Source organism: Microbacterium sp. SSM24 (assembly GCF_025989145.1).
In the GTDB taxonomy this organism is placed as follows: domain Bacteria; phylum Actinomycetota; class Actinomycetes; order Actinomycetales; family Microbacteriaceae; genus Microbacterium.
In genome coordinates, this window is sequence record NZ_JAPDNQ010000001.1 from 188,209 (window position 1) to 211,962 (window position 23,754).

At 70.4% G+C, this 23,754-nt stretch carries 24 protein-coding genes; 12 read left to right on the forward strand and 12 right to left on the reverse strand.

The window, feature by feature from the left end:
- The first annotated feature begins 37 nt into the window (after positions 1–37).
- Positions 38–1,147, forward strand: a complete 1,110-nt coding sequence (locus tag OL358_RS00830) for a class I SAM-dependent methyltransferase (RefSeq protein ID WP_264708040.1) — start codon at positions 38–40, stop codon at positions 1,145–1,147.
- A gap of 17 nt (positions 1,148–1,164) precedes the next feature.
- On the opposite strand, the gene OL358_RS00835 is transcribed toward OL358_RS00830, so the two are convergent.
- Both OL358_RS00835 and OL358_RS00840 read right to left on the reverse strand, forming a co-directional pair.
- Complete coding sequence (locus OL358_RS00835) at positions 1,165–1,794, reverse strand: hypothetical protein (protein ID WP_264708041.1); 630 nt, start codon at positions 1,792–1,794, stop codon at positions 1,165–1,167.
- A 133-nt stretch (positions 1,795–1,927) separates the two neighbouring features.
- Positions 1,928–2,308: a hypothetical protein gene (locus tag OL358_RS00840; RefSeq protein WP_264710202.1), complete on the reverse strand. Its 381-nt coding sequence runs from the start codon at positions 2,306–2,308 to the stop codon at positions 1,928–1,930.
- 66 nt (positions 2,309–2,374) lie between these two features.
- Between OL358_RS00840 and OL358_RS00845 the strand changes: the two genes are divergently transcribed.
- The gene (locus OL358_RS00845) at positions 2,375–3,100 is read left to right on the forward strand and encodes a potassium channel family protein (protein ID WP_264708042.1); all 726 of its coding nucleotides are present in this window, start codon (positions 2,375–2,377) and stop codon (positions 3,098–3,100) included.
- Positions 3,101–3,163: 63 nt separating this feature from the next.
- Here the strand turns inward: OL358_RS00845 and nrdF are convergent, their stop codons facing one another.
- From nrdF to nrdH, 4 genes are read right to left on the reverse strand one after another with little or no spacing between them, the layout of a single operon-like run.
- Positions 3,164–4,138: a class 1b ribonucleoside-diphosphate reductase subunit beta gene (gene nrdF, locus OL358_RS00850; protein ID WP_264708043.1), complete on the reverse strand. Its 975-nt coding sequence runs from the start codon at positions 4,136–4,138 to the stop codon at positions 3,164–3,166.
- A 42-nt stretch (positions 4,139–4,180) separates the two neighbouring features.
- Positions 4,181–6,337, reverse strand: a complete 2,157-nt coding sequence (gene nrdE, locus OL358_RS00855; protein WP_264708044.1) for a class 1b ribonucleoside-diphosphate reductase subunit alpha — start codon at positions 6,335–6,337, stop codon at positions 4,181–4,183.
- Entirely contained in the window at positions 6,319–6,753 is a 435-nt protein-coding gene (gene nrdI, locus OL358_RS00860) for a class Ib ribonucleoside-diphosphate reductase assembly flavoprotein NrdI (RefSeq protein ID WP_264708045.1), read from the reverse strand. Before nrdI ends, nrdE begins: the two co-directional genes overlap by 19 nt.
- 59 nt (positions 6,754–6,812) lie before the next feature.
- Positions 6,813–7,046: a glutaredoxin-like protein NrdH gene (nrdH, locus tag OL358_RS00865; protein WP_056118519.1), complete on the reverse strand. Its 234-nt coding sequence runs from the start codon at positions 7,044–7,046 to the stop codon at positions 6,813–6,815.
- A gap of 400 nt (positions 7,047–7,446) precedes the next feature.
- Between nrdH and OL358_RS00870 the strand changes: the two genes are divergently transcribed.
- Both OL358_RS00870 and OL358_RS00875 read left to right on the forward strand, forming a co-directional pair.
- Entirely contained in the window at positions 7,447–8,652 is a 1,206-nt protein-coding gene (locus tag OL358_RS00870; RefSeq protein WP_264708046.1) for an MFS transporter, read from the forward strand.
- Between the two features lie 67 nt (positions 8,653–8,719).
- Positions 8,720–9,610: an intradiol ring-cleavage dioxygenase gene (locus OL358_RS00875; RefSeq protein WP_264708047.1), complete on the forward strand. Its 891-nt coding sequence runs from the start codon at positions 8,720–8,722 to the stop codon at positions 9,608–9,610.
- Positions 9,611–9,762: 152 nt separating this feature from the next.
- Here the strand turns inward: OL358_RS00875 and OL358_RS00880 are convergent, their stop codons facing one another.
- Entirely contained in the window at positions 9,763–10,167 is a 405-nt protein-coding gene (locus OL358_RS00880) for a pilus assembly protein CpaE (RefSeq protein WP_264708048.1), read from the reverse strand.
- A gap of 89 nt (positions 10,168–10,256) precedes the next feature.
- Between OL358_RS00880 and OL358_RS00885 the strand changes: the two genes are divergently transcribed.
- The 6 genes from OL358_RS00885 to OL358_RS00910 all read left to right on the forward strand — a co-directional run bounded on the left by OL358_RS00885 (position 10,257) and on the right by OL358_RS00910 (position 15,405).
- A complete protein-coding gene (locus OL358_RS00885) occupies positions 10,257–11,015 on the forward strand; it encodes an alpha/beta fold hydrolase (RefSeq protein WP_413631325.1) in 759 nt (252 codons plus the stop codon).
- Complete coding sequence (locus OL358_RS00890) at positions 11,012–12,184, forward strand: acyl-CoA dehydrogenase family protein (RefSeq protein WP_264708049.1); 1,173 nt, start codon at positions 11,012–11,014, stop codon at positions 12,182–12,184. Before OL358_RS00885 ends, OL358_RS00890 begins: the two co-directional genes overlap by 4 nt.
- 57 nt (positions 12,185–12,241) lie before the next feature.
- Positions 12,242–13,513 (forward strand): DUF445 domain-containing protein, encoded by a 1,272-nt coding sequence (locus OL358_RS00895; protein ID WP_264708050.1) that lies wholly within the window; start codon positions 12,242–12,244, stop codon positions 13,511–13,513.
- 74 nt (positions 13,514–13,587) lie between these two features.
- Complete coding sequence (locus OL358_RS00900) at positions 13,588–13,929, forward strand: gamma-glutamylcyclotransferase family protein (protein WP_264708051.1); 342 nt, start codon at positions 13,588–13,590, stop codon at positions 13,927–13,929.
- Positions 13,930–14,044: 115 nt separating this feature from the next.
- Entirely contained in the window at positions 14,045–14,938 is an 894-nt protein-coding gene (locus OL358_RS00905) for an agmatinase family protein (protein WP_264708052.1), read from the forward strand.
- Entirely contained in the window at positions 14,935–15,405 is a 471-nt protein-coding gene (locus OL358_RS00910) for a SixA phosphatase family protein (protein WP_264708053.1), read from the forward strand. Before OL358_RS00905 ends, OL358_RS00910 begins: the two co-directional genes overlap by 4 nt.
- Before the next feature lie 81 nt (positions 15,406–15,486).
- Here the strand turns inward: OL358_RS00910 and hutI are convergent, their stop codons facing one another.
- The 3 genes from hutI to hutH form a co-directional block, all read right to left on the reverse strand.
- Positions 15,487–16,671 carry an imidazolonepropionase gene (gene hutI, locus OL358_RS00915; RefSeq protein WP_264708054.1) on the reverse strand — a complete coding sequence of 395 codons (1,185 nt, stop codon included), beginning with the start codon at positions 16,669–16,671 and terminating at the stop codon, positions 15,487–15,489.
- A gap of 118 nt (positions 16,672–16,789) precedes the next feature.
- Entirely contained in the window at positions 16,790–18,466 is a 1,677-nt protein-coding gene (hutU, locus tag OL358_RS00920) for a urocanate hydratase (RefSeq protein ID WP_264708055.1), read from the reverse strand.
- A gap of 2 nt (positions 18,467–18,468) precedes the next feature.
- Positions 18,469–20,031, reverse strand: a complete 1,563-nt coding sequence (hutH, locus tag OL358_RS00925; protein ID WP_264708056.1) for a histidine ammonia-lyase — start codon at positions 20,029–20,031, stop codon at positions 18,469–18,471.
- Between the two features lie 61 nt (positions 20,032–20,092).
- On the opposite strand from hutH, the gene OL358_RS00930 reads away from it, so the two are divergent.
- Positions 20,093–20,923, forward strand: coding sequence for an IclR family transcriptional regulator (locus tag OL358_RS00930; RefSeq protein WP_264708057.1), 831 nt, complete (start codon positions 20,093–20,095; stop codon positions 20,921–20,923).
- Positions 20,924–21,036: 113 nt separating this feature from the next.
- On the opposite strand, the gene OL358_RS00935 is transcribed toward OL358_RS00930, so the two are convergent.
- The gene (locus OL358_RS00935; RefSeq protein ID WP_264708058.1) at positions 21,037–21,513 is read right to left on the reverse strand and encodes a YbaK/EbsC family protein; all 477 of its coding nucleotides are present in this window, start codon (positions 21,511–21,513) and stop codon (positions 21,037–21,039) included.
- 114 nt (positions 21,514–21,627) lie between these two features.
- On the reverse strand, positions 21,628–22,428 hold the full coding sequence (locus OL358_RS00940) for a methyltransferase domain-containing protein (RefSeq protein ID WP_264708059.1): 801 nt from the start codon (positions 22,426–22,428) through the stop codon (positions 21,628–21,630).
- A gap of 245 nt (positions 22,429–22,673) precedes the next feature.
- Between OL358_RS00940 and OL358_RS00945 the strand changes: the two genes are divergently transcribed.
- The gene (locus OL358_RS00945) at positions 22,674–23,750 is read left to right on the forward strand and encodes a Glu/Leu/Phe/Val dehydrogenase family protein (RefSeq protein ID WP_264708060.1); all 1,077 of its coding nucleotides are present in this window, start codon (positions 22,674–22,676) and stop codon (positions 23,748–23,750) included.
- Positions 23,751–23,754 lie beyond the last annotated feature (4 nt).

Here is a 23,754-nt window from a genome sequence, read left to right on the forward strand (position 1 = left end):
CGGGTGGGGATGCCTCCAGCCTAGGTAACCTCGGACGGTGGACTACTCCCCCGCCGCGCTGCGCCGCTGGCCCGACCTCGAGGGGCCGGACCTTCCGGCGTCGGATGCCGCAGACCGGCTGATCCTCGACGAGTCGGCCGACGCGCGGTCCGGGGCTCGGGACGGCGCGATCTCGGTGGTCGGCGATGGCTACGGCGCGCTCGCTCTCGGCGCTGCCGCCGACGGTGCGACCCGGATCCGCGTGCACCAGGACGCCCTCACCGGCGAGCGCGCGCTCGCGGCGAACGCCGAGCGGGCCGGTCTCGAGGACAGCGTCGCCTCGCTGGCGCTGTCGGGCGAGCTCGTGCGCGGCGCGACCGTCGTGCTTCTGCGGCTCCCCCGTTCGCTCGACGCCCTGCGTGACATCGCAGGGCTCATCGCGGCGCACGCCGCGCCCGACGTCGTCGTCTTCGCCGGCGGTCGCCTCAAGCACATGACCGTCGCGATGAACGACGTGCTGCGCGAGCACTTCGACCGGGTCGACGTCACCCACGCGCGACAGAAGTCCCGCGTGCTCGTCACCCGTGGACCACGCGACGGCCACGACCCCGTGCCGCGTCGCGAGACCCACGACTCGCTGATCGTGTGCGCATTCGGCGGGGCGTTCGCGGGCACGTCGATCGACATCGGCACGCGCTTCCTTCTCGCGCACCTTCCCGAGCCTCCCGCAGGGGCGGACGCCGCCATCGACCTCGCGGGCGGCACCGGCGTCGTCGCGACGACGCTGGCGCTGCGGCATCCGGAGCTGCGTGTGCTCGCATGCGACCAGTCCGCGGCCGCCGTAGCCTCCGCACGCGCCACGGCGGAGGCGAACGGGGTCGCCGATCGCGTCGAGGTCGTGCGCGACGACGTGCTCGGGTCGCGCCCCGACGGGTCGGCCGGCTTCATCGCCCTCAATCCCCCGTTCCACGTGGGGGCCGCCGTCAGCGAGGGCGTCGCCCCGCGGATGTTCGCCGAAGCCGCGCGCGTGCTGCGGCCGGGCGGCGAACTGTGGACGGTGTGGAACTCGGGCTTGCAGTACCGACCGGCCCTCGAGCGGCTCGTGGGGTCGACGCGTCAGGTCGCGCGAAACGCGAAGTTCACGGTGACGGTGTCGACCCGGCGCTGATCTCCGGAGAGCCCGGGTCACTCCTCGGGGGCGGTCCCGGCGACCGGCGGCGCGAACGCGACCCAGGCGTCGTCGGCGCATTGGTAGAACATCGGGGTCGACGTGTCGATGTAGATCTCGTCGCCCTGGCAGGTGTCCTGCGCCGGCTCGCCGGTGCCGAGCGAGACCTGCGTGCCGGGATCACCCTGCTCACCCTGCTCACCCTGCTCACCCTGTTCGCCCGAGGAACCCGTCGCGCCGGTGGATCCGGTCGCTCCGGTGAGGTTCTCCGCAGCGGACTCGCGAATGTTGCCGACCAGCGTCCACACGCCGTCTTCGAACAGGTACACATCGGCGGTCGCGACGTCGATGTAGACGTCGCCGTCGTAGCCCTTGCCCGCCTCGGGGACGCCCGATCCGGCGCGGACGGCGGATCCTGCGGGGAGGATCTCCTCCAGCGCCGCCTCATAGTCCTCGACCGTCGCGGTCTGCTCGACCGTCGGAGTCGGCGCGGGGGCCGACGTCGTGTCGACCGAGCGCGCGAGCCACGACCCGAGGAACGCGGCGAAGAACGCGAGGACGACGATCGCGAGTCCGAACCAGATCAGCGTCCCGCGTGAGACGGACGCGGGCGCGGCAGGGGGCTCGGGGGATGCGGACATGGGCACGACTCCATTCGACCGCTCCCCAGAACGCCTTGGGGGTGTGGCGCAGAGCGGCGTGACGCTCACTGTAGAGAGCCGGGCCGCGGGTGGCCTCACCCGTGACGGATGATCCCGCCACCGGCGGGGAGGTGCCTGATCAGCGGCCGCCGCGCGTCGACCACACGGCCCAGGCCACCAGCACAGGCTGGAAGAACAGGCGCACGAGTCGCTTGCGGTCACTGTCGAGGCCGAATCCGTCCCGGCGCTTGGCGTACTGCTCGATGTTCCCCGGGAACACCGCGACGAAGAACGCGGCGAGGATCGCGCCGACGCGTCCGCGCGACTGCGGGAGGGCGACGAGCGCTGCGCCGAGCATGACCTCGACGATGCCGGATGCCACCACCACCGCATCCTCGTCCATGACCTTGGTGGCGAGGTTGGGAACCTGCGCCCGGAACTCCTGGCGCGCCCAGAACAGGTGGCTGACGCCGGCGAAGATCATCGCGGCCGCGAGCGTCCACCGGGCGAGGGTTCTCATCATGGCCCTACGCTCGCAGACCGCACCGGCTCGTGCAGCCACTTGACACGCCCTACGATCACGCCCATGGACTACGACCGCTGGCAGCGCGTCACCGAATGGCCGCTCATCATCGCTTCCGCCGTGTTCCTCATCGCGTACGCCTGGCAGGTGATCGCCGACCTCACGGGGCCGGCGAACGCGCTCGCCGAGACGCTCATGTGGATCACGTGGGGACTGTTCCTCGCCGACTACGTCTCGAACCTGATCCTGATCGGGCGCGAGAAGCGGTGGCGATGGTTCTACACGCACTGGTTCGACCTGTGCGTGGTCGTGCTGCCCATGCTGCGTCCGCTGCGCATCCTGCGGCTCGTGACGCTGCTGAGCGTGCTGCAGCGCACCGCGGGCACGGCGATCCGCGGCAAGATCTCGATCTACGTCGCCAGCGCCTCCGCACTGCTGATCTTCGTCGCGGCGCTCGCGGTGCTCGACGCCGAGCGCGGCCAGCCGGGGTCGAACATCGAGACGTTCGGGAACGCGCTGTGGTGGGCGTTCGTCACCGTGACGACGGTCGGCTACGGCGACTACACGCCGGTGACCGAGCTCGGACGCTTCATCGCCGTCGGTCTCATGATCGGCGGTATCGCCCTGCTCGGTGTCGTGACGGCGACCCTCGCCTCGTGGATCGTCGAGCGCGTGGCCGAGCGCGACGCCGAGCAGGAGGCCGCCACCGTCGGCCACATCCGGTCCCTCGAGACACAGCTCGCCGACATGCGCGGCATGCTGTCGGAGGCCCTGGGCCGGGAGCGCTGACGCGGAACGACGAAGGGGACGGATGCCACGGCATCCGTCCCCTCGCGGTTCACGTGGTCCGCGTCAGAAGTCCCAGTCCTCGTCTTCGGTGGCCTCGGCCTTGCCGATGACGTACGACGAGCCCGAACCCGAGAAGAAGTCGTGGTTCTCGTCGGCGTTGGGCGACAGGGCCGAGAGGATCGCCGGGTTCACGTCGGTCACGGTCGCCGGGAACATCGCCTCATAGCCGAGGTTCATGAGCGCCTTGTTCGCGTTGTAGTGCAGGAACTTCTTGACGTCCTCCGTCAGGCCGACGCTGTCGTAGAGGTCCTGCGTGTACTGCACCTCGTTGTCGTAGAGCTCGTACAGCAGCGAGAACGTGTAGTCCTTGATGTCGTTGCGGGTGGCCTCGTCGACCTTCTCGAGTCCGCGCTGGAACTTGTAGCCGATGTAGTAGCCGTGCACGGCCTCGTCGCGGATGATGAGGCGGATGAGGTCCGCCGTGTTGGTGAGCTTGGCGCGGCTCGACCAGTGCATCGGCAGGTAGAACCCCGAGTAGAAGAGGAAGCTCTCGAGCAGGGTCGAAGCGACCTTGCGCTTGAGCGGCTCGTCGCCGCGGTAGTACTCCATGACGATCTGAGCCTTCTTCTGAAGGTTCGGGTTCTCGACCGACCAGCGGAACGCCTCGTCGATCTCCTTCGTCGAGCACAGCGTCGAGAAGATCGACGAGTACGACTTCGCGTGCACCGACTCCATGAACGCAATGTTCGTGTAGACGGCCTCCTCGTGCGGGGTGATCGCATCGGGGATCAGCGACACGGCGCCGACGGTGCCCTGGATGGTGTCGAGCAGGGTCAGGCCGGTGAACACCCGCATCGTCAGCGTCTGCTCTTCGGGCGTCAGCGTGTTCCACGACTGGATGTCGTTGGACAGCGGCACCTTCTCGGGCAGCCAGAAGTTGTTCACGAGGCGGTTCCACACCTCGAGGTCCTTGTCGTCCTGGATGCGGTTCCAGTTGATGGCCTGGACGTGATCCAGGAGCTGGAGCTTCTCGCTCATCATTCCTCTTTCAGAAACCCGTTCGAAACCCGGATCAGCGTGTCACAGCGTGCACGAGACGCACTCGGACATGTCCGTGCCCTCGAGCGCCATCTGCCGCAGACGGATGTAGTAGATCGTCTTGATGCCCTTGCGCCAGGCGTAGATCTGAGCCTTGTTGATGTCGCGCGTGGTCGCGGTGTCCTTGAAGAACAGCGTGAGCGACAGGCCCTGGTCGACGTGCTGGGTCGCGGCGGCGTACGTGTCGATGACCTTCTCGTAGCCGATCTCGTAGGCGTCCTGGTAGTACTCCAGGTTCTCGTTCGTCATGAACGCCGCCGGGTAGTAGACGCGGCCGAGCTTGCCTTCCTTGCGGATCTCGATCTTCGCCGCGATCGGGTGGATCGACGACGTCGAGTTGTTGATGTACGAGATGGAGCCGGTCGGCGGCACCGCCTGCAGGTTCTGGTTGTAGATGCCGTGCTGCTGGATCGACGCCTTCAGCGCGCGCCAGTCGTCCTGTGTGGGGATGTGGTGGCCCGCGAACATCGACTCGACCTTCTCGGTCGCCGGCACCCAGGCCTCGTCGATGTACTTGTCGAAGAACTCCCCCGACGCGTACTTCGAGTCCTCGAAGCCGTCGAAGGCCTCGCCGCGCTCGATGGCGATCTTGTTCGACGCCGTGAGGGCGTGGAACAGCACGGAGTAGAAGTAGATGTTCGTGAAGTCGACACCCTCTTCCGAGCCGTAGTGGACGTGCTCACGGGCGAGGTAGCCGTGCAGGTTCATCTGCCCGAGGCCGATCGCGTGCGAGCGGTCGTTCCCGTCCTCGATGGAGCGCACCGAGGCGATGTGACTCTGGTCGCTGACGGCGGACAGTGCACGGATGCTGGTGTCCACCGTCTTCGCGAGGTCGCCGCCGTCCATCGCGAGCGCGATGTTGAGCGAGCCCAGGTTGCAGGAGATGTCCTTGCCGATCTGGGCGTACGAGAGGTCCTCGTTGTAGGTGGTCGGAGTGTTGACCTGGAGGATCTCGGAGCACAGGTTGGACATGTTGATCCGGCCCTTGATCGGGTTGGCCTTGTTCACCGTGTCTTCGAACATGATGTACGGATAGCCCGACTCGAACTGGATCTCGGCGAGGGTCTGGAAGAACTCGCGCGCGTTGATCTTCGTCTTCTTGATGCGCGGGTCGTCGACCATCTCGCGGTACTTCTCGGTGACCGAGATGTCGCCGAACGGGACGCCGTAGACCTTCTCGACGTCGTAGGGCGAGAAGAGGTACATGTCCTCGCCGTTCTTCGCGAGCTCGAACGTGATGTCGGGCACGACGACGCCGAGCGAGAGCGTCTTGATGCGGATCTTCTCGTCGGCGTTCTCACGCTTGGTGTCGAGGAACCGCATGATGTCGGGGTGGTGCGCGCTGAGGTACACCGCGCCGGCGCCCTGACGCGCGCCGAGCTGGTTGGCGTAGCTGAAGCTGTCTTCGAGCAGCTTCATGACGGGGATGATGCCCGAGGACTGGTTCTCGATCTGCTTGATCGGAGCACCCGACTCGCGGATGTTCGAGAGCAGCAGGGCGACGCCGCCGCCGCGCTTGGAGAGCTGCAGCGAGGAGTTGATGCCGCGCGAGATCGACTCCATGTTGTCTTCGATGCGCAGCAGGAAGCACGAGACGAGCTCGCCGCGCTGCGCCTTGCCCGCGTTGAGGAACGTCGGCGTCGCGGGCTGGAACCGGCCGGAGATGATCTCGTCGACGAGGTTGAGGGCGAGCTTCTCGTCGCCGTCGGCGAGACCGAGCGCCGTCATCACCACGCGGTCCTCGAAGCGCTCGAGGTAGCGCTTGCCGTCGAACGTCTTCAGCGTGTAGCTCGTGTAGTACTTGAACGCGCCGAGGAAGGTCTCGAAGCGGAACTTCTTGCCGTACGCGAAGTCGTTGAGCTTCTGGATGAACTCGAACGAGTACCGCGCCAGGACCTCGGGCTCGTAGTACTCCTTCTCGACGAGGTAGTCGAGGCGCTCCTTGAGCGAGTGGAAGAACACCGTGTTCTGGTTGACGTGCTGCAGGAAGTACTCCCGCGCCGCACGCTTGTCGGCGTCGAACTGGATGTTCCCGTCGGCGTCGTAGAGGTTGAGCATCGCGTTGAGGGCGTGGTAGTCCATGCCCTCGAAGCGCACCTCGGCCTTGAAGTCCTTCTCTGTCACTGCAGTGTCTGCCATCGTTCCAATCCCTCGCTCACGCGTTCCACGTCTTCAGGCGTGCCGAAAACCTCTAGCCGGTACAAGTGCGGCACATGACACTTGCGGCTGATGATGTCGCCGGCGATGCAGTAGTGCTCGCCGAAGTTGGTGTTTCCCGCGGAGATCACTCCGCGAATCAGGCGCCGGTTGCGCTCGTCGTTGAGGAACCGGATCACCTGCTTGGGTACGGCGCCCTGTTCCTCGCCGCGGCCCTGGCCTCCGCCGTAGGTCGGTGTCACGAGGATGAAGGGCTCGTCGATCTGGAGCGGCGGATCCGTCGAGTGCAGCGGAATCCGCGCCGCGCGTGCGCCCAGCTTCTCGATGAAGCGTGCCGTGTTGCCCGAGACGCTCGAGAAGTAGACCAGCAGAGGGGCCTCGGTGGCCACCAGGCTCATCGCCGCCTCCTCACGAGTCACACACATCTAGGCGGTGGTTGAGCGCCGCCGAAACCCGATCAGGCCAGACGCGACGCGAGCTCGTCGATCTTGTCGGGACGGAAGCCCGACCAGTGGTCCTCATCGGTGATGACGACCGGCGCCGAGAGGTAGCCCAGCGCCTTGACCTGCTCGAGGGCCGAAGGGTCCTCGGAAAGGTCGTGGATCTCGTATTCGATGCCCTTCGAGTCCAGCGCTCGATAGGTCGCCGTGCACTGTACGCACGCGGGCTTCGTGTAGACGGTGATCGCCATTTTGATCCTGTCTCTCCCCTCACATCTGCTTGATTCTCCGGCAGGCCCCCGCCGGGAGACCAACACTACATGTGGGTACCGACATCCGGTAGCACCACAAGGGCTAGTAGTTACATCAGTGTGATTTTCCACCGCTCTCCCCATGTACAACACAGGTTCTCCACCGTTTCATCCACAGGCGGGCACCTGTTCCCGAACCTGGAAAAAGCCTGAATCACAGGGATTTCGGCGGCCTCGATCGAGGCTGTCCACAGGTCGGACGTTACGCCGGGGTTCCGACATCCGATCTGCCTGTGGATGATGCGTTCCGGCGTGTCGCGGCGTGTCGCCCCACGACCCGGGCGTGTCGCCCCGCCGCCGCCCGCGGCGTCGCGTCCGACGCGCGCGCTAACGTTGATCCGTGGCGGGCTACCGGGATCTTCTTCGCACTCCGGGAGTCGGGCGCATCATCGCCGCCCAGCTCACCGCGCGGTTCCCGAACGGCATGACCAGCCTCGCGATCCTGCTGCACATCGAGTACGTCACGGGCTCGTACGGTTCGGCGGGGCTCGTGCTCGCGGCCGCGTCGATCGGCCAGGCCATCGCCGGACCCGTCACCAGCCGCTGGATGGGCCGCTGGGGCATGCGCCCCGTGATCACGACCACCCTGATCCTGTGCGCGCTCTCGATCACGGCGATGGCGCTGCTCACCCTGCCGGTCCCCGGCTACATGGCGCTCGGATTCGTCAGCGGGCTCACGACGCCGCCGATCCAGTCCGCCGCGCGCACGATCTACCCGAAGCTCGTCACGGCGAAGCAGCTCACGCCGCTGTTCTCGCTCGACGCGTCGCTGCAGGAGATCATCTGGATCATCGCGCCGGTCGTCATCACGCTCGTCGCGACCCAGGTCGGCACGGTTCCCGCTCTGCTGCTCATCGTCGTCATCCTCCTGGCCGGCGGGGCGTGGTTCGTCCTCTCCCCCGAGGTCGGGCGGGTGCGCATCCCGCGCAGCCGCCGCAGCATCGGCAAGGTGCTGACCAAGGCACCAGTGCTCCTCGCGACCGTCGTCGGCTTCCTGCTGATCGGCGCGTGCGCGGCGGTCGAGGCGGGTGTCGTGGCGACGTTCGACCACGGCGGACTCGAGGCGGGACTGGTGCTCGCCCTGTTCTCGGTGGGAAGCCTCGCCGGCGGCCTGTCGTTCGGCCACATCCCGATCGGCCCGTGGGCGATGGCGCGGCGCCTCGCGATCGTGACCGTGGGCCTGGCCCTCACGATCGTGTCGCTCAACGTGTTCTGGCTCGGCGGCACGCTCGTGCTCGCGGGCATCGGCATCGCCCCCGCCCTCGCGGTGCTGTTCGCGATGACGTCGGCGAGCGTGAAGTTCAGCGACACGGCCGAGGCGTTCGGCTGGGTGGGCACGGGCCAGCTCATCGGCGCGGCCGCCGGTTCGGCCATCGCCGGCTTCCTCATCGACGACATCGGTCCGACGGGCGCCTACCTCGCGGCGACCGCCTTCGCCGTGGCCGGGCTCCTCGTCGCGATCGCCTTCGTGCGCGGGTTCCCCGACCTGCGCGGGCGCGACGCCAGCCCCATCCCCGACACCGAGCCGGTTCAGACGATCACCTGACCGAGCCGTATCCGGGCCATAGTGCTCGCATAGCGAGCGCATAGGCGCACGGAGTTGTCTCGTACCCATGAGAGACGACGACAACCGCTGGACCGACGCGAACGGCCGGATCATCGACGAGGACCACCGCGGCCTCGTGTACGACATCCGCACCCTCATCGACCGCCGCCGGGCGCTCGGCATCTTCGGCGGCGTCGCCCTCACGAGCCTTCTCGCCGCGTGCGGCGCGAAGAGCGAAGCGGATGCCTCGGCCACCCCGTCGCCTTCTGCATCCGCGACGGCGAGCGCGACCCCGACTCCGACGGCGAGCGCGACGGCCGAGGCATCCGCCCCCCTCGACGAGGTGCCCGACGAGACCGGCGGTCCCTATCCCGGCGACGGATCCAACGGGGTCAATGTGCTCGACGACTCCGGCATCGTGCGCAGCGACATCCGCGCGAGCTTCGGGTCTTCGACGACCGTCGCGCAGGGTGTGCCGCTCACGATCGCGCTGACGGTGCGGGATTCCTCCACCGGCGCCGCCCTCGCGGGTCGCGGCGTCTACCTCTGGCACTGCGACCGTGAGGGGCGCTACTCGCTGTACAGCCAGGGCGTCGAGACCGAGAACTACCTGCGCGGCGTGCAGCAGACCGACGCGAACGGAACGGTGCGCTTCACCTCGATCTATCCGGCCTGCTACTCCGGCCGCTGGCCGCACATCCATTTCGAGGTGTACGAGGACGTCGCGACGGCGGTCGCCTCCGGCCCGATCGTGAAGACGTCGCAGATCGCGCTGCCCGACGAGACGAACGCCGTGGTCTACGCGACCAGCGGCTACGAGCAGAGCGTGCGCAACGCGGCCCAGATCTCCCTGCAGAGCGACAACGTGTTCGGCGACGACGGCGGAATCCACCAGATCGCCACGATGTCGGGGTCGGCGTCCTCGGGTTACACCGCCTCGCTCACGATCGGAGTGTGATCCGGCGAGTCGGCGGCGTCCTCAACAGGAGATCCGGCGAAATGCAGGACGGTTCCCGCGGGGACCGTCCTGCATTTCGCCAGATCTCCTGTTCTGAGGGTCATTGTGCAGGCCGCGCCCGGCGGCGCCGGGATCGCCGACGTCGTGCCCGGTCAGGCGAGCCGGCGCAGCTGCTCGAGCAGCGCGAGCGCGTACGCGTCGGCCGGCGCCGGATGCTCGAACACCCGGGCCTCGCCGGCGAGCTCGATCTCGACCTCGAAGGCATCGGGCAGGCGCCGCAGTGCGCGGAAGGAGCGCCCGAGCATCTCGCGCAGCTGGCTCTCGTGCGGCAGCCACAGCGCGTCCTCGAGCGCGACGGAGTCCAGCGCCCACTCCGTGGTGCCGTTGAATGCGAGGATGCGGCCCGTCGGGTACTCCCGCGGCTCGATCGTCATCTCGCTCACCGTGAACACATCGGCCTCGAACTCGGGCTCGTCCAGCTGGAAGCGGTCGCCCGACCGCGGGCGCCACACCAGTCCGGCGTCGCGCAGCGACAGTGCCAGCTCGGTCGAGATCATGGAGACCATTCTCCCCGCGCTGCCGAGGCCGGGGGCCGGTCCCGGGCTTGACGAGATTGCGAGGGCGCGGCATCCGTAGCATGGCGGGTATGCCTGCTGCTGTGACGCTTCCCCGACTCTCGTGGGGCTCCCCCGACGCCGACCGCCGCGCCCTGCTCGTCCACGGGCTGGGTTCGAACGGGCCGCTGATGTGGCGCTACGGCGTCGCACTCGCCGATGCGGGCTGGCGTGCCGACGCGGTCGACCTGCGCGGGCACGGCACGGCTCCCCGCACGCTCGACTACACGCTCGCCGCGTACGGCGCCGACCTCGCGGCCTCCCATCCTCGCGACGGCGGGTCGTGGGATCTCGTCATCGGCCACTCGCTCGGCGGCGCTGCGGCGACGCTGGCGGCGGCATCCGATCCCTCCTGGACTCGGCGCCTCATCCTCATCGACCCCGCCCTCTCGCTCACCGACCACGACCGCGACGTCGTGCGCGCGAGCCAGGAGGAGTCCTTCGCCGACCCCTCCGTGCGGGCGGTGCGCGCGAGCCACCCCCACTGGCACGAGCAGGACGTCGAGCTCAAGGCGCTCTCCGCCCAGCAGGCGAGTCGCTGGGCGGTCGAGCAGACGAGCACGCAGAACCCGGTGTGGGATGTGACGGATGCCGCGGCCGCCCTCTCCGTGCCGACCCACGTGATCGCGTCCGACCCGGAGGTGTACAGCATCTTCGCCGGCAAGCCCGCCGAGGCGGTCGTCCACGCGAACCCGCGGATCACCATGTCGGTCGTGTCCGGAGCGGGCCACTCGCCGCACCGCGACAAGCCCGACGCGACGATCGGGGCGCTGCGGGCGGTCCTCGCATGACCGCGTTCGATCCGGCGGCGTTCCTGCCGGACGACCTCCTCGCCCGCATCCGCACCCGGGCACCGATCCACGACCGCGACAACACGTTCCCCGACGCCGACCTCGCCGAGCTGCGCGACGCGGGCTACCTCTCGATCCTCGTGCCGAGCGAGCTGGGCGGGGCGGGGCTCGGGCTGGCCGAGGCATCCGTGCTGCAGCAGCGGCTCGCGGGAGCCGCACCTGCGACCGCCCTGGCCGTGAACATGCACCTGGTGTGGACGGGCGTCGCCAAGGTCCTCGCCGATCGCGGCATCGACGAGCTGCGGTTCGTGCAGGAGGGCGCCGCCGCGGGCGAGGTCTTCGCGTTCGGCATCAGCGAGGCGGGCAACGACCTCGTGCTGTTCGGCAGCGGGACGGATGCCGCGCCCCGCGACGACGGCGGCTACGCGTTCACCGGCACGAAGATCTTCACCTCGCTCGCGCCGGTGTGGACGCAGCTCGGGCTGCACGGCCTGGACACGACGTCGCCGGACGCGCCGAAGATGGTCTACGCCTTCGTGCCGCGGTCGGAGGAGGCCGCCGGTCGTGTCGTCACGCGCGACGACTGGGACACGCTCGGGATGCGCGGCACGCAGTCGCGCACGACCGAGCTGCACGGCGCCGTCGCACCCGCGGATCGGATCGCGCGGCGGATCGACCCCGGACCGAACCCCGATCCGCTGGTGTTCGGCATCTTCAGCGCGTTCGAGATCCTCCTCGCCTCGGTCTACACCGGCATCGCCCGACGGGCACTCGACGTGGCCGTCGAGTCCGCCCGCTCTCGCACCTCGAAGAGCACGGGCCGGGCGCACAGCCAGGACCCCGACATCCGCCGGCGCATCGCCGGGATGGCGCTCGCCTACGACGCGCTCCCGCCGCAGCTCGCCGCACTCGCCGGCGACGTCGACGGACTCGCCGACCACGGCGCACGGTGGTTCTCGCTGCTCGCCGGACTCAAGCACCGGGCCGTCGTCGCCGCGAAGTCGGTGGTCGACGATGCCGTCCTCGTCGCGGGCGGGTCGTCCTACTTCGCCGCGCACGAGCTCGGCCGCCTGTACCGCGACGTGCTCGCCGGGCTCTTCCACCCGAGCGACCCGGAGTCGGCGCACGCGACCGTCGCCACCGCGTGGCTGGGACCCCTGGAGGGCTGAGCCCCGCGGCCGCAAGCCCCATCCGCGCGTGAGGCGCCCCGTGCGAGGATGGCGGGCATGTCGCCCACCCCCACGGCCCTGCTGAGCCCCGCCGACCAGGAGCGGCGCCGCGGCCTTCGACTCATGAAAGGCGTCGCACTCGGCGCCCTCGTGGCCATGGCGGTCGTGTTCGTCATCTCGTTCGCGTTCCAGGCGCAGGTTCCCGCCCTCGCCTACGTGCGCGCGGCGGCGGAGGGCGGCATGGTCGGCGCGCTCGCCGACTGGTTCGCGGTGACGGCGCTGTTCCGGCATCCGCTCGGGATCCCCATCCCGCACACGGCGATCATCCCCAACCGCAAGGACGAGATCGGACGCACGCTGGGCGAGTTCGTCGAGACGGAGTTCCTGCGCAGCGACGTCGTGCGCACCAAGCTCGAGGCGACGGCGATCTCTGCGCGGCTCGGCGAGTGGCTGAGCGACCCCGTCCACGCGGAGCGGGTCGCCGCCGAGGCATCCGTCATGGCATCGGGCGTGCTGGAGGCGCTCAGCGACGACGACGTCCAGGGCATCATCGAGGATCTCGCCCGCGAGCACCTCATCGCACCGGAGTGGGGGCCGCCGCTCGGCGCGTGGCTGGGTCGCATCGTGGAGTCGGGCGCCCACCACGGCGCGGTCGACATGGCCGTCGACACGATCGGGGCGTGGCTCGAAGCCAATCGGGTCGCGTTCACGGGGCTCGTCTCGAAGCGGCTGCCGTCGTGGCTGCCGTCGGTGGCGCATCGCCTCGTCGACGACACCGTCTACAACGAGGCCGTCAAGTTCGTCGCCGCCGTCCGCGCCGATCCCGACCACCAGGCGCGCCAGGCCATCGACGGATACCTCGACCGCCTCGCCGAGAACCTGCAGCACGACCCGGCGACGATCGGCCGACTCGAGGACGCGAAGTCGACCGTGTTCGACAGCCCGCGCATCCGCGAACTCGCCGCCGAGGCGTGGAACACCGCGAAAGCCGGGCTGCTCACCTCGCTCGCCGACCCCGACAGCGCGCTGCGTCGGCGGGCCGCGACGGCGCTCGCCGAGATCGGCGAGCGGCTGACGACGGATGCCTCCCTCCAGCGTCGCGTGGACTCCTGGGTGACCGATGCCGCCGTCTTCCTCGTGGACCGGTACCGCCACGACATCGCATCGATCATCACCGACACCGTCGAGCGCTGGGATCCGAAGGAGACGACCGAGAAGATCGAGCTGATGGTGGGACGCGACCTTCAGTACATCCGGCTCAACGGCACGGTTGTCGGTGCACTGGCGGGCCTCGCGATCTTCTCTATCGCGCACGCGTTCCTCGGGTGAGATCTCGGCGCCCTGCGTGACGTCACGCGTCGTGGCGACTGCCCGGGGAGCACGCCCGGCGCTAGCCTGATGCCGTGGCCGCCGACCAGCTCCTCTTCAGCTACGGGACGCTCCAGAATCCCGATGTCCAACTCGACACGTTCGGGCGCCTCCTCGTCGCCGAGGACGACGTCCTCCCCGGCTACACCGTCGACTACGCCGAGATCGAGGACACCCGCGTCGTCGATCTGTCCGGCCTGTCGGTGCACCCGATCGTGCGCGCGACGGGAAGTGCGCTCGACAAGGTCGTCGGCAAAGCGCTGTGGGTTACGGAGGACGAACTCGACGCGTCCGACGAGTACGAGGTCGCACTCTACCGACGGGTCCAGGTCAGGCTCGCCAGCGACCGGGACGCCTGGGTCTACGTGTCGGTCTGAGCTCGGCGGCGGGCGGCAGCATCCCGTCAGAGTGTCCGAATTGCGCACGCTGACGCCACGACCCGCGTGACTGCGCACCGCCTCTGGAGCCCCGGTGCGGAGTAGCGTCGGAGGCGTGACGCTCTTCCACGATCCCCTCTGGCCGCGGGCCGGCGGGTGGCCCGCTCCCGACGCCGCATCCGGCGGCTGGGATGCCGTCCTGCTCGGCGTTCCCGCCTGGCGCACGTCGCTGTCGCCGACGGGCGCGCACGCGACTCCGGCAGCCGTGCGTGAAGCGCTGCGACGATTCAGTCCCACGCTCCTCGGACCGCCGCCGCTGGATCTGACCGAGAGCCTGCGCATCGCCGATGCGGGCGATATCGCGTCACCCGATGGGCCCGAGGGCGAGGCATCCGTCCGCGCCGCGGTGGCTGAACTGACGGCGGATGCCGCGCTCGTCGTCGCGCTCGGCGGCGACAACTCGGTGACCTACCCGGTGGCGCAGGGCGCCGGCGCGACCGGCGTCATCACCCTGGACGCGCACTTCGATCTGCGCGACGGCGTCTCGAACGGCTCGCCGGTGCGGCGGCTCGTCGAGGACGGCCTCGATCCTCGCCGCATCGTGCAGCTCGGCATCGCCGACTTCGCGAACTCCGTCGCGTACGCGCAGCGCGCCGCCGACCTCGGGATCACCGTGGTGGGCCTCGACGATGTGCGGCGCCGCGGCGCGGCCGACGTCGTGGCCGAGGCGCTCGAGATCGCGGGTGCCGACGGCGGCCGCATCCACCTCGACATCGACGTGGACGTGTGCGATCGCTCGGTGGCGCCGGGGTGCCCGGCGTCGGTGCCAGGTGGGCTCGCCGCGTGGGAGCTCCGCGCGATCGTGCGGGCTGCGGCATCCGATGCGCGCGTGCGCACCGCCGACATCGTCGAAGTCGACGCCACGGCCGACGCCCCGGACGGGCGCACCGTGCGGCTTGCGGCGCTGTGCGTGCTGGAGCTGCTGGCCGGGAAGGCGACCGGCGCATGATCCGGCTGGCGCTCGTGCGGCATGCGAAGTCGGACTGGGACGACCCGCTCCTGGACGACCACGACCGTCCGCTGAACGAACGGGGCCGCGCCGATGCCCCGCGCATGGCGCAGCGGTATGCCGAGTCGGCGTTCCGCCCCGACGTGATCCTGTCGAGCACCGCGCTGCGCGCCCGCACGACGGCGCAGGCGTTCGCCTCGGCGACCGGGGTGGCCATGACAGTGCAGGAGCAGCTCTACGGCGCGCCGGCCGGCCTGCTGCTCTCAGTGGCGGCGGCGTCCGGGGTCGACTCGGTGATGATCGTCGCGCACGACCCCGGCATGAGCGTGCTCGCCGGACGGCTGTCCGATGACGGAATCGCTCACATGCCGACCTGCGCCGTGGCGACCTTCACCTGGGACGCCGACGACTGGGACGTCGCGACCGCGCTCGACCCCTCCGACTGGACCTTCGACGCACCCCGCTGAGCCAGCGGGCCGGTCGACGCCGACACCTGCGCCGACACCTGCGCCGACGCCGACAGGCCCCTAGGAGCCGACGCTCACCCTCTAGGAGAGCCTCTCGCCGTCCTTCCACACGCCCGCGATCATGGGCACACCCGGCCGATAGGCGAGATGCACGCGTGTCGGCGCGTCGAGCAGCACCAGATCGGCCCGCATCCCGGGCGCGACCGCTCCGACGTCGTCGCGGCGCAGGGCGCGCGCGCCGCCGGCGGTCGCCGCCCACACGGCCTCGGCGGGCGTCATGCCCATCTCGCGCACGGCGAGCGCGATCATGAGCGGCATCGAGCTCGTGAAGCTCGACCCCGGGTTGCAGTCGCTCGCGAGTGCCACCGTGACACCGGCGTCGATCAGCCGGCGCGCATCGGGGTAGGGCTGCCGCGTCGAGAACTCCACGCCGGGCAGCAGCGTCGCCACCGTGTCGGAGCCCGCCAGCGCCGCGACATCCGCGTCGTCCAGATAGGTGCAGTGATCGACGGATGCCGCGCCCGCCGCCACGGCGAGACCCACGCCCTCACCGTGCCCGAGCTGGTTGCCGTGCACGCGCGGCAGCAAGCCGTGTGCGGATCCGGCCGCCAGGATCCGGCGCGACTCCTCCGCCGTGAAGGCGCCGCGTTCGCAGAAGACGTCGACCCAGCGCGCGTGCGGCCGAACCGCCTCGAGCATCGGACCGACGACGAGCTCCACGTACTCCTCGCGCCGGTCGGCGTATTCCGCCGGCACGACGTGCGCGCCCAGGAATGTGACCTCGGGTGTGACCTCGGCGGCGAGCCGTGCGAGTCGCGCCTCGTCCTCGACCGTGAGCCCGTAGCCGGTCTTGATCTCGAAGGTCGTGGTTCCCTGGCCGTGGAGCTCTGCCGTGAATCCGGTCAGGCGCGCGCGCAGTTCGTCGTCGGTCGCTGCCCTGGTCGCGGCGACCGTGCGGCGTATGCCGCCTGCGGCATAGGGCACGCCGGCCATGCGCGCCTCGAACTCGTCGGCACGGTCTCCGCCGAACACCAGGTGGGTGTGGCTGTCGACGAACCCGGGGATCACGGCGCGCCCACCCGCGTCGACGACGACGGCGCCGGTCCGCGTGGCGGCTGCGGCCGCGGCATCCGTCATCGCTCCCGTCCACGCGATGCGCGAGCCCTCGACGAGCACCGCGGCGTCGCGGAGCACACCGGTCGGGTCGCCCTCGCGCTCGACGTTGGTGGTGAGCTCGCCGATGTTCGTGATGAGCGTCGCGGTCACAGCATCCGTCCTTTCATGTCCCGATTCTCCGCCTGCATGTCCCACTTCCCGTCGTTTCGCGGCCCCCGATGCGACAGAGATCGGGACACGGCTCGACCGGCCGGGCACAGCTGTGGGGTCAGGCGTCCAGCATCGGCACGTTCAGGCCGCGCTCGCGCGCGACCTCCTTCGCACGGTCGTATCCGGCGTCGACATGACGCATGACGCCGGTGCCCGGGTCGTTCGTGAGCACGCGGGCGAGCTTCTCGGCCGCGAGCGGCGTGCCGTCGGCGACGGTGACCTGCCCGGCGTGGATCGACCGGCCGATGCCGACTCCTCCGCCGTGGTGGATCGACACCCACGCCGCGCCCGACGCCGTGTTGAGCAGCGCGTTGAGCAGCGGCCAGTCGGCGATCGCGTCCGACCCGTCGGCCATCGCCTCGGTCTCGCGGTACGGCGAGGCGACCGAGCCCGAGTCGAGGTGATCGCGGCCGATCACGATCGGACCGGACAGCTCGCCCGACGCGACCATCTCGTTGAACTTCAGGCCGGCGAGGTGGCGCTCCTGGTATCCGAGCCAGCAGATGCGGGCCGGAAGCCCTTCGAAGTGCACGGCGTCGCTCGCCTTGTCGAGCCACCGCACGAGCCCCGCATTGTCGGGGAAGAGCGCCTTGACGGCCTCGTCGGTCTTGCGGATGTCGTCGGGGTCGCCCGACAGCGCCACCCAGCGGAACGGTCCGCGGCCCTCCGCGAACTGCGGCCGGATGTACGCGGGAACGAAGCCGGGGAACGCGAATGCGCGGTCGAAGCCGCCCAGCTGCGCCTCGGCGCGGATCGAGTTGCCGTAGTCGAAGACCTCGGCTCCGGCATCCTGGAATCCCACCATCGCCGCCACGTGCTTGGCCATGCTGCCGCGCGCGCGTGCCGTGAAGCCCTCGGGATCGTCGGATGCCGCCGCCTTCCAGTCCTCGAAGGCGATGCCCACCGGCAGGTAGGCCAGGGGGTCGTGCGCGCTGGTCTGGTCGGTCACGATGTCGATCTCGAGATCGCCCGCACGGTGGCGAAGCAGGAGGTCCCCGAACACTTCGGCGGCGTTGCCGACCACGCCGACCGACAGCGCCTGACCCGCGGCCTTCGCCGCGGACACGCGGGAGACGGCAGCCTCGAGGTCGGTCGTGTACTCGTCCAGGTAGCCGTGCTCGACCCTGCGGGCGAGGCGGGACTCGTCGACGTCGACGATGAGCACGGCGCCGCCGTTGAGCGTGACCGCGAGCGGTTGCGCGCCGCCCATGCCGCCGGCGCCGCCGGTGAGGGTGAGGGTGCCCGACAGGTCGTCCTTGCCGAGGCTCCGCGCCACGGCGGCGAAGGTCTCGTACGTGCCCTGCAGAATGCCCTGCGTGCCGATGTAGATCCACGAGCCGGCGGTCATCTGGCCGAACATCGTGAGGCCGAGTTCTTCGAGCCTGCGGAACTCCGGCCACGTCGCCCAGTCGCCCACGAGGTTGGAGTTGGCGATGAGCACGCGCGGCGCCCATTCGTGGGTGCGGAATACGCCGACCGGCTTGCCCGACTGCACCAGGAGCGTCTCGTCGGGTTCGAGCTCGTCGAGCGTGCGCACGATCGCGTCGTAGGCCTCCCAGCTGCGGGCCGCGCGGCCGGTGCCGCCGTAGACCACGAGGTCCTCGGGGTGCTCGGCCACCTCCGGGTCGAGGTTGTTCATGAGCATGCGCTTGGCGGCTTCCGCGCCCCAGCTCTTCGCGGTGCGCTCGGGGCCGCGCGGGGCGCGCACGGTGCGGGCGGTCTCGGTGGCAGTCATGGTCACTCCTTCGTGGTGTTGTCGTAGGCGGCCCGTGCGACGGCGCCGGACGCGACGAGCGCGGTCACGGCCTCCATGTCGGGCGAGAGGAAGCGGTCGCGACCGGGTCCGTCGACGACCGTGCGCACGAGATCGCGCACGGCGCCGGTGGCCGCGCCGGGCTGCAGCGGCGCGCGCAGGTCGAGCGCTCGCGCGCCGGTGAGCACCTCGATCGCGAGCACGCGGGCGAGGCCGTCGATGCCGCGGCGCAGCTTGCGGGCGGCGGCCCATCCCATCGACACGTGGTCCTCCTGCATGGCGCTGGAGGGGATGGAGTCGACGGATGCCGGCACCGCGAGGCGCTTGAGCTCCGACACGATCCCGGCGGCGGCGTACTGGGCGATCATGAGCCCGGAGTCGACGCCGACCTCGTGTGCGAGGAACGGCGGCAGTCCGTGGCTGCGCGCGGGGTCGAGTGCGCGGTCGGTGCGGCGCTCCGAGATCGACGCGACGTCGGCGACGGCGATCGCGAGGAAGTCGAGCACGTACGCGACCGGAGCTCCGTGGAAGTTTCCGTTCGATTCGACGCGGCCGTCGTCGGTGATCACCGGATTGTCGACGGCGGCGGCGAGTTCGCGCGACGCGATGAGGCGCGCGTGGTCGGCGGTGTCCCGCGCAGCGCCGTGCACCTGCGGCGAGCACCGCAGCGAGTACGCGTCCTGCACGCGCGTGCAGACGGCCGGGTCACGGTGGGATGCCACGATGGGCGATCCGGCGAGCACCGCCCGCAGGTTCGCGGCCGAGACGGCCTGCCCGAGCTGGGGGCGCAGCGCTTGCAGGTCCGCCGCGAAGACGGCATCCGTCCCCAGCTGGGACTCGACCGACATCGCCGCGGCGACATCGGCGGTGTCGAGCAGCACCGACAGATCGTGGAGGGCGAGCAACAGCATCCCGAGCATGCCGTCGGTGCCGTTGATGAGGGCGAGGCCCTCCTTCTCTCGCAGCACGAGGGGGACGACGGATGCCGCGCCCAGCGCATCGGCGGCGTCGACCTCGACTCCCGCGGCATCGCGCACGCGTCCTTCGCCCATCGCGGCGAGCGCGACATGCGAGAGCGGCGCGAGGTCGCCGGAGCAGCCGAGCGACCCGTACTCGCGCACGATCGGGGTGATGCCGGCGTTGAGCATCGCGGCGTAGGTCTCCACGACGACGGGGCGCACACCGGTGTGACCGGTCGCGAGGGTCTGGAGGCGCAGCAGCTGCAGGGCGCGCACGACCTCGCGCTCGACCTCGGGTCCGGTGCCGGCCGCGTGGCTGCGGATGAGGCTCTCCTGCAGCTGAAGGCGTCGGTCGGGGACGATGAAGGTGGTGGCGAGGGCTCCGAAGCCCGTCGAGATGCCGTAGTGCGGGTCGGGGTCGTCGGCGAGACCTTCGACGAGGGTGCGGGCTGCGGCGACGCGAGCGAGGGCGTCGGAGGCGATCTCGACGCGGGCGTCGTGGCGGGCGACGGCGACGACGTCCTCCGGGCGCAGGGGTGCGGCGCCGACGGTGACGACGCCGGGACGGGAGTCGGTGACGGTGGTCATGCGTCGATTCCACACCCCGCGGATGGCGGGCGACAGCGGGGCGTGGCATCCTGTGTCTGGTATGCCAGACACATCGCCGTCCGAACGACCGGCGCCGCCCGCCACCGGCCGGACGTCGCCGACCCAGCCGCCCCCCGAACGACCACAGGTACCCGCCGCCGACCAGACGCTGCGGATCCTGTCGTTCCTCGCGCGCCAGCGCGGCCCGGTCGCCGCGAGCACGATCGCGACGACGCTCGGGATCCCCCGGTCGAGCGTGTACCACCTGCTCGACGCGCTCGCGGCGCACGGGTTCGTGATCCACTTCCCCGGCGAGCGCCGCTGGGGGCTCGGAACGGCCGCGTTCGAGCTCGCCGGCGGGTACTCCCGGCAGCAGCCGCTGGCACGCCTCGGGCGGCCGCTCGTGGCGGCACTGGCCGACCGCGCCGGCGAGAGCGCGCACCTCGCGGTCATGACCGGCCGCGACGTGCTCTACATCGTCGAGGAACGCGCGCCGCGCCGGCCCGCCCTCGTGACCGATGTGGGAGTGCGGCTGCCCGCGCACCTCACGGCGACGGGTCGCGCGATGCTGGCGGCACTCCCCCGCGAGCAGGTGCGGGCGCTGTATCCGGATGCCTCGGCCTTCGCCGATCGCACGGGCCGGGGTCCGTCGCGTCCGGGCGAGCTGCGGGACGTGCTGCGCGAGGTGAGATCTCGCGGCCACGCGGTCGAGGACGGGGAGGTGACCCTCGGTCTCCGCTCGGTCGGGCTCGCCGTGCGCGACCATGCCGGATGGCCCGCCGCCGCACTGGCCCTCACCTGGCCCGTCGAGGCGGAGCGCAACCCCGGTGACCTGGCGGCGCTCCTGGCCGACGCCGCCCGCGAACTCGAACGCCGCATCGGCCGCCCCTGACCCCCGACCCGCCCTGTCCTGATCCGTCCCGCCCTGTCCCGATCCGTTTGTGCGGGCGAATGCGCGTATGACGCTCGTGCGACGCGGCCATTCGCCCGCACAAACGGAGCCGGTCAGTCGACCTTCGTGACGGTGCCGCCGGTGAGGGCGACGAGCTCGTCGTAGGTCAGGGGGAAGACCGTGTGCGGAGTTCCGCCGGCGGCCCAGATCTCGGGGTAGCCGGCGAGGTCCTCGTCGATCACGGTGGTGAGTGCGGTCGGATGCCCCGTCGGGGCCACCCCTCCGATGGCTTGGCCCGTCGCCTCCCGTACCTGCTCGGGGGTGGCCCGGCGGATGCTCGTGCGCCCGAGGCGCTCGGCAAGCGCGGCGGTGTCGACGCGGTGCGCGCCGCTCGTCATGACGAGGAGGGGCTCGTCATCGGACCAGAACACGAGGCTGTTGGCGATCGCGCCCACCTCGACCCCGAGGGCGGCGGCGGCGAGCACTGCTGTGGACGCAGCATCGGGGAGCACCACGATGTCGCCGGTGATGCCGGCGGCGCGGAGCGAGTCGTGGACGAGGATGCTGCGTGCGGGGAGCTGGGCGGTCACGTGTTCAGCCTAGGGGCGTCGCTCAGCGCTCCCGAGCCCTCCCGAGCGCGAGCGCCGCGGCGGTCGCACTCTCAGCCTTTCGACGAGTCCCTGCGGTGGATCGCCGAGTGCCGCTCACCCCCGGGCGAGGATCTCGGCGTGCGGCATGAGGAACCAGCCGTCGTCCGAGGCGGCCCATTCCCGCCACCCCTGGGCGATGCGCTCCAGTCCCGCCTGATCGGTGATGCCGTGCTCGACGGCATGCTGCGCGAAGGTCGAGTGCAGGGCGCGCTCCGCCCACGAGCCGCCCCACCATTCGCGGGCTTCGGGAGATTCGAAGAGCCACAGCGACGCCGCTGAGGTGATGTCGGCGAAGCCGGCCTCGCGCGCCCAGGCTTTGAGCCGACGACCCGCCGCGGGCTCGCCGGAGACGGCACGGTGCACCCGCAGGTAGACCTCGTGCCATTCGTCGAGCCCCGGCACGAGCGGGTACCAGATGACGCCGGCGTAGTCGACGTCGCGGGCGGCCACGAGGCCGTCGGGCTCGAGCACGCGCCGGAACTCGCGCAGCGCGTCGACGGGGCGCGAGAGGTGCTGCAGGACCTGGTGCGCATGGACGATGTCGTACGAACCCGCCGGCGCCTCGAGCGCGTAGGCGTCGCCGACGGCGAAGGAGACGTTGACCACCCCGCGCTCCGCGGCGAGCGCGGCGGCCTTCGCGACGACGTCGGGGGCGGCATCCAGCCCCGTGACCGTGCCCGGTGCGACGCGCTGCGCCAGGTCGATCGTGATCGTGCCGGGCCCGGACCCGACGTCGAGGACGCGCAGCCCCTGCTTCAGCGACGGAATGAGGTAGGCGGCCGAGTTCGCGACGGTGCGCTTCTCGTGGGAGCGCAGGACGCTTTCGTGGTGACCGTGGGTGTACTGCTCGGGCATGGTCCGACAGTAATCCCGCGTGCGGATGCTCGGTGGTTGATGACGTTCGATGCCACCGGGCTCGCACCGGGGTGTCAGCGTGCACACGTCCTGCGCCCGTCGGTGGGAGTTGGCTGCGCACATTGCGCGGTACCGGGTGATGCGGTTGAACACTTCGTCACGCAGTGGTGCAATAGAGACGGATGCCGCAAAGCCGCGGCGTTCGCAGCGCACTGCCCACAAGGCCCGCCGAAGGAAGAACCGCGATGACGCACACCCTGCCCCTGCCCGATTTCACGCACGAGCGCGTGGAGGTGATCACCGGCCGGCGGAGTGGTCTCATCATCGTCGCCGCCCTGCATTCCTCTGTGCTCGGTTCCGCGCTGGGCGGTGCACGGCTGTGGACGTACCCGCACTGGAGCGACGCCCTGGGTGACGCCCTGCGCCTGTCTGCCGCCATGACGCTGAAGAACGCGGCCGCGGGACTGGACGCGGGCGGAGGCAAGTCGGTGATCGCGCTGCCCGAGGGCACCGTGCTCGACGCGGAGCGTCGCCGGGCCGCCTTCCTCGACCTGGGTGACGCGGTCGAGTCGTTGCACGGGCTGTACCGCACCGCGGAGGACGTGGGTTCGACGACCGAGGACATGCTCGTCGTGAGCGAGCGCACGGAGCACGTCGTGGGCCTTCCCGACGCCGTGGGCGGCTCGGGCGAACCCGCCGGCCCCACGAGCCTCGGCGTGTACGAGTCGCTGCGCGCGACGCTCGAGCGCGTGACCGGCTCGGCCGACCTGTCGGGTCGCCGCGTCACCGTGTCGGGTCTCGGTCAGGTCGGGAGCCGCCTGGCCGTGCGCCTGGCTGCTGAGGGTGCGCTGCTCACCGTGACCGATGTGAATCCGGCCAAGCGGGATCTCGCGCTCGAGCTCGGCGCCGACTGGGCGATGCCCGGCGAGGAGCACCTGGTGCCCGCCGACGTGTTCGTTCCCGCCGGTATCGGCGGCCTGCTGACCGAGGACGTCATCGACGGCCTGAACGCGAAGGCCGTGTGCGGGCCGGCGAACAATCCCCTTGCGGCTCGTGCGGGCGCCGACCGGCTGGCCGCGCGCGGCATCCTGTACGCCCCCGACTTCGTCGTCAACGCGGGCGGGGTCATCTACCTCGATCTCGAGGCGAAGAAGCTCGGCTCTCGCCCGGAGATCATGGACCGCGTCGGGCGCATCGGAGACACTCTGCGCACGATCTTCGACGAGGCCGAGGCGCGGGGCGTCACTCCGCTCGAGGCCGCGGAGGGTCTTGCCGCCGAGCGTCTCGCCGCCGGCGACCGCGGGCACGCGCTGGCTCACTGACGCA

Coding starts and splice junctions, on each gene's coding strand:
- nrdH (WP_056118519.1), bottom strand. CDS start 7,046: ATGGCGATCACCGTCTACACGAAGCCCGCGTGCGTACAGTGCACGGCG.
- nrdI (WP_264708045.1), bottom strand. CDS start 6,753: ATGAGCCTGGTGGCCACCGAGGCCCCTCTGCTGGTCTACTTCTCGAGC.
- OL358_RS00885 (WP_413631325.1), top strand. CDS start 10,257: ATGCCTGCTGCTGTGACGCTTCCCCGACTCTCGTGGGGCTCCCCCGAC.
- OL358_RS00895 (WP_264708050.1), top strand. CDS start 12,242: ATGTCGCCCACCCCCACGGCCCTGCTGAGCCCCGCCGACCAGGAGCGG.
- nrdF (WP_264708043.1), bottom strand. CDS start 4,138: ATGAGCGAGAAGCTCCAGCTCCTGGATCACGTCCAGGCCATCAACTGG.
- hutU (WP_264708055.1), bottom strand. CDS start 18,466: ATGACTGCCACCGAGACCGCCCGCACCGTGCGCGCCCCGCGCGGCCCC.
- OL358_RS00840 (WP_264710202.1), bottom strand. CDS start 2,308: ATGAGAACCCTCGCCCGGTGGACGCTCGCGGCCGCGATGATCTTCGCC.
- OL358_RS00890 (WP_264708049.1), top strand. CDS start 11,012: ATGACCGCGTTCGATCCGGCGGCGTTCCTGCCGGACGACCTCCTCGCC.
- OL358_RS00845 (WP_264708042.1), top strand. CDS start 2,375: ATGGACTACGACCGCTGGCAGCGCGTCACCGAATGGCCGCTCATCATC.
- hutH (WP_264708056.1), bottom strand. CDS start 20,031: ATGACCACCGTCACCGACTCCCGTCCCGGCGTCGTCACCGTCGGCGCC.
- OL358_RS00930 (WP_264708057.1), top strand. CDS start 20,093: ATGCCAGACACATCGCCGTCCGAACGACCGGCGCCGCCCGCCACCGGC.
- OL358_RS00910 (WP_264708053.1), top strand. CDS start 14,935: ATGATCCGGCTGGCGCTCGTGCGGCATGCGAAGTCGGACTGGGACGAC.
- OL358_RS00875 (WP_264708047.1), top strand. CDS start 8,720: ATGAGAGACGACGACAACCGCTGGACCGACGCGAACGGCCGGATCATC.
- OL358_RS00945 (WP_264708060.1), top strand. CDS start 22,674: ATGACGCACACCCTGCCCCTGCCCGATTTCACGCACGAGCGCGTGGAG.
- OL358_RS00940 (WP_264708059.1), bottom strand. CDS start 22,428: ATGCCCGAGCAGTACACCCACGGTCACCACGAAAGCGTCCTGCGCTCC.
- nrdE (WP_264708044.1), bottom strand. CDS start 6,337: ATGGCAGACACTGCAGTGACAGAGAAGGACTTCAAGGCCGAGGTGCGC.
- OL358_RS00880 (WP_264708048.1), bottom strand. CDS start 10,167: ATGATCTCGACCGAGCTGGCACTGTCGCTGCGCGACGCCGGACTGGTG.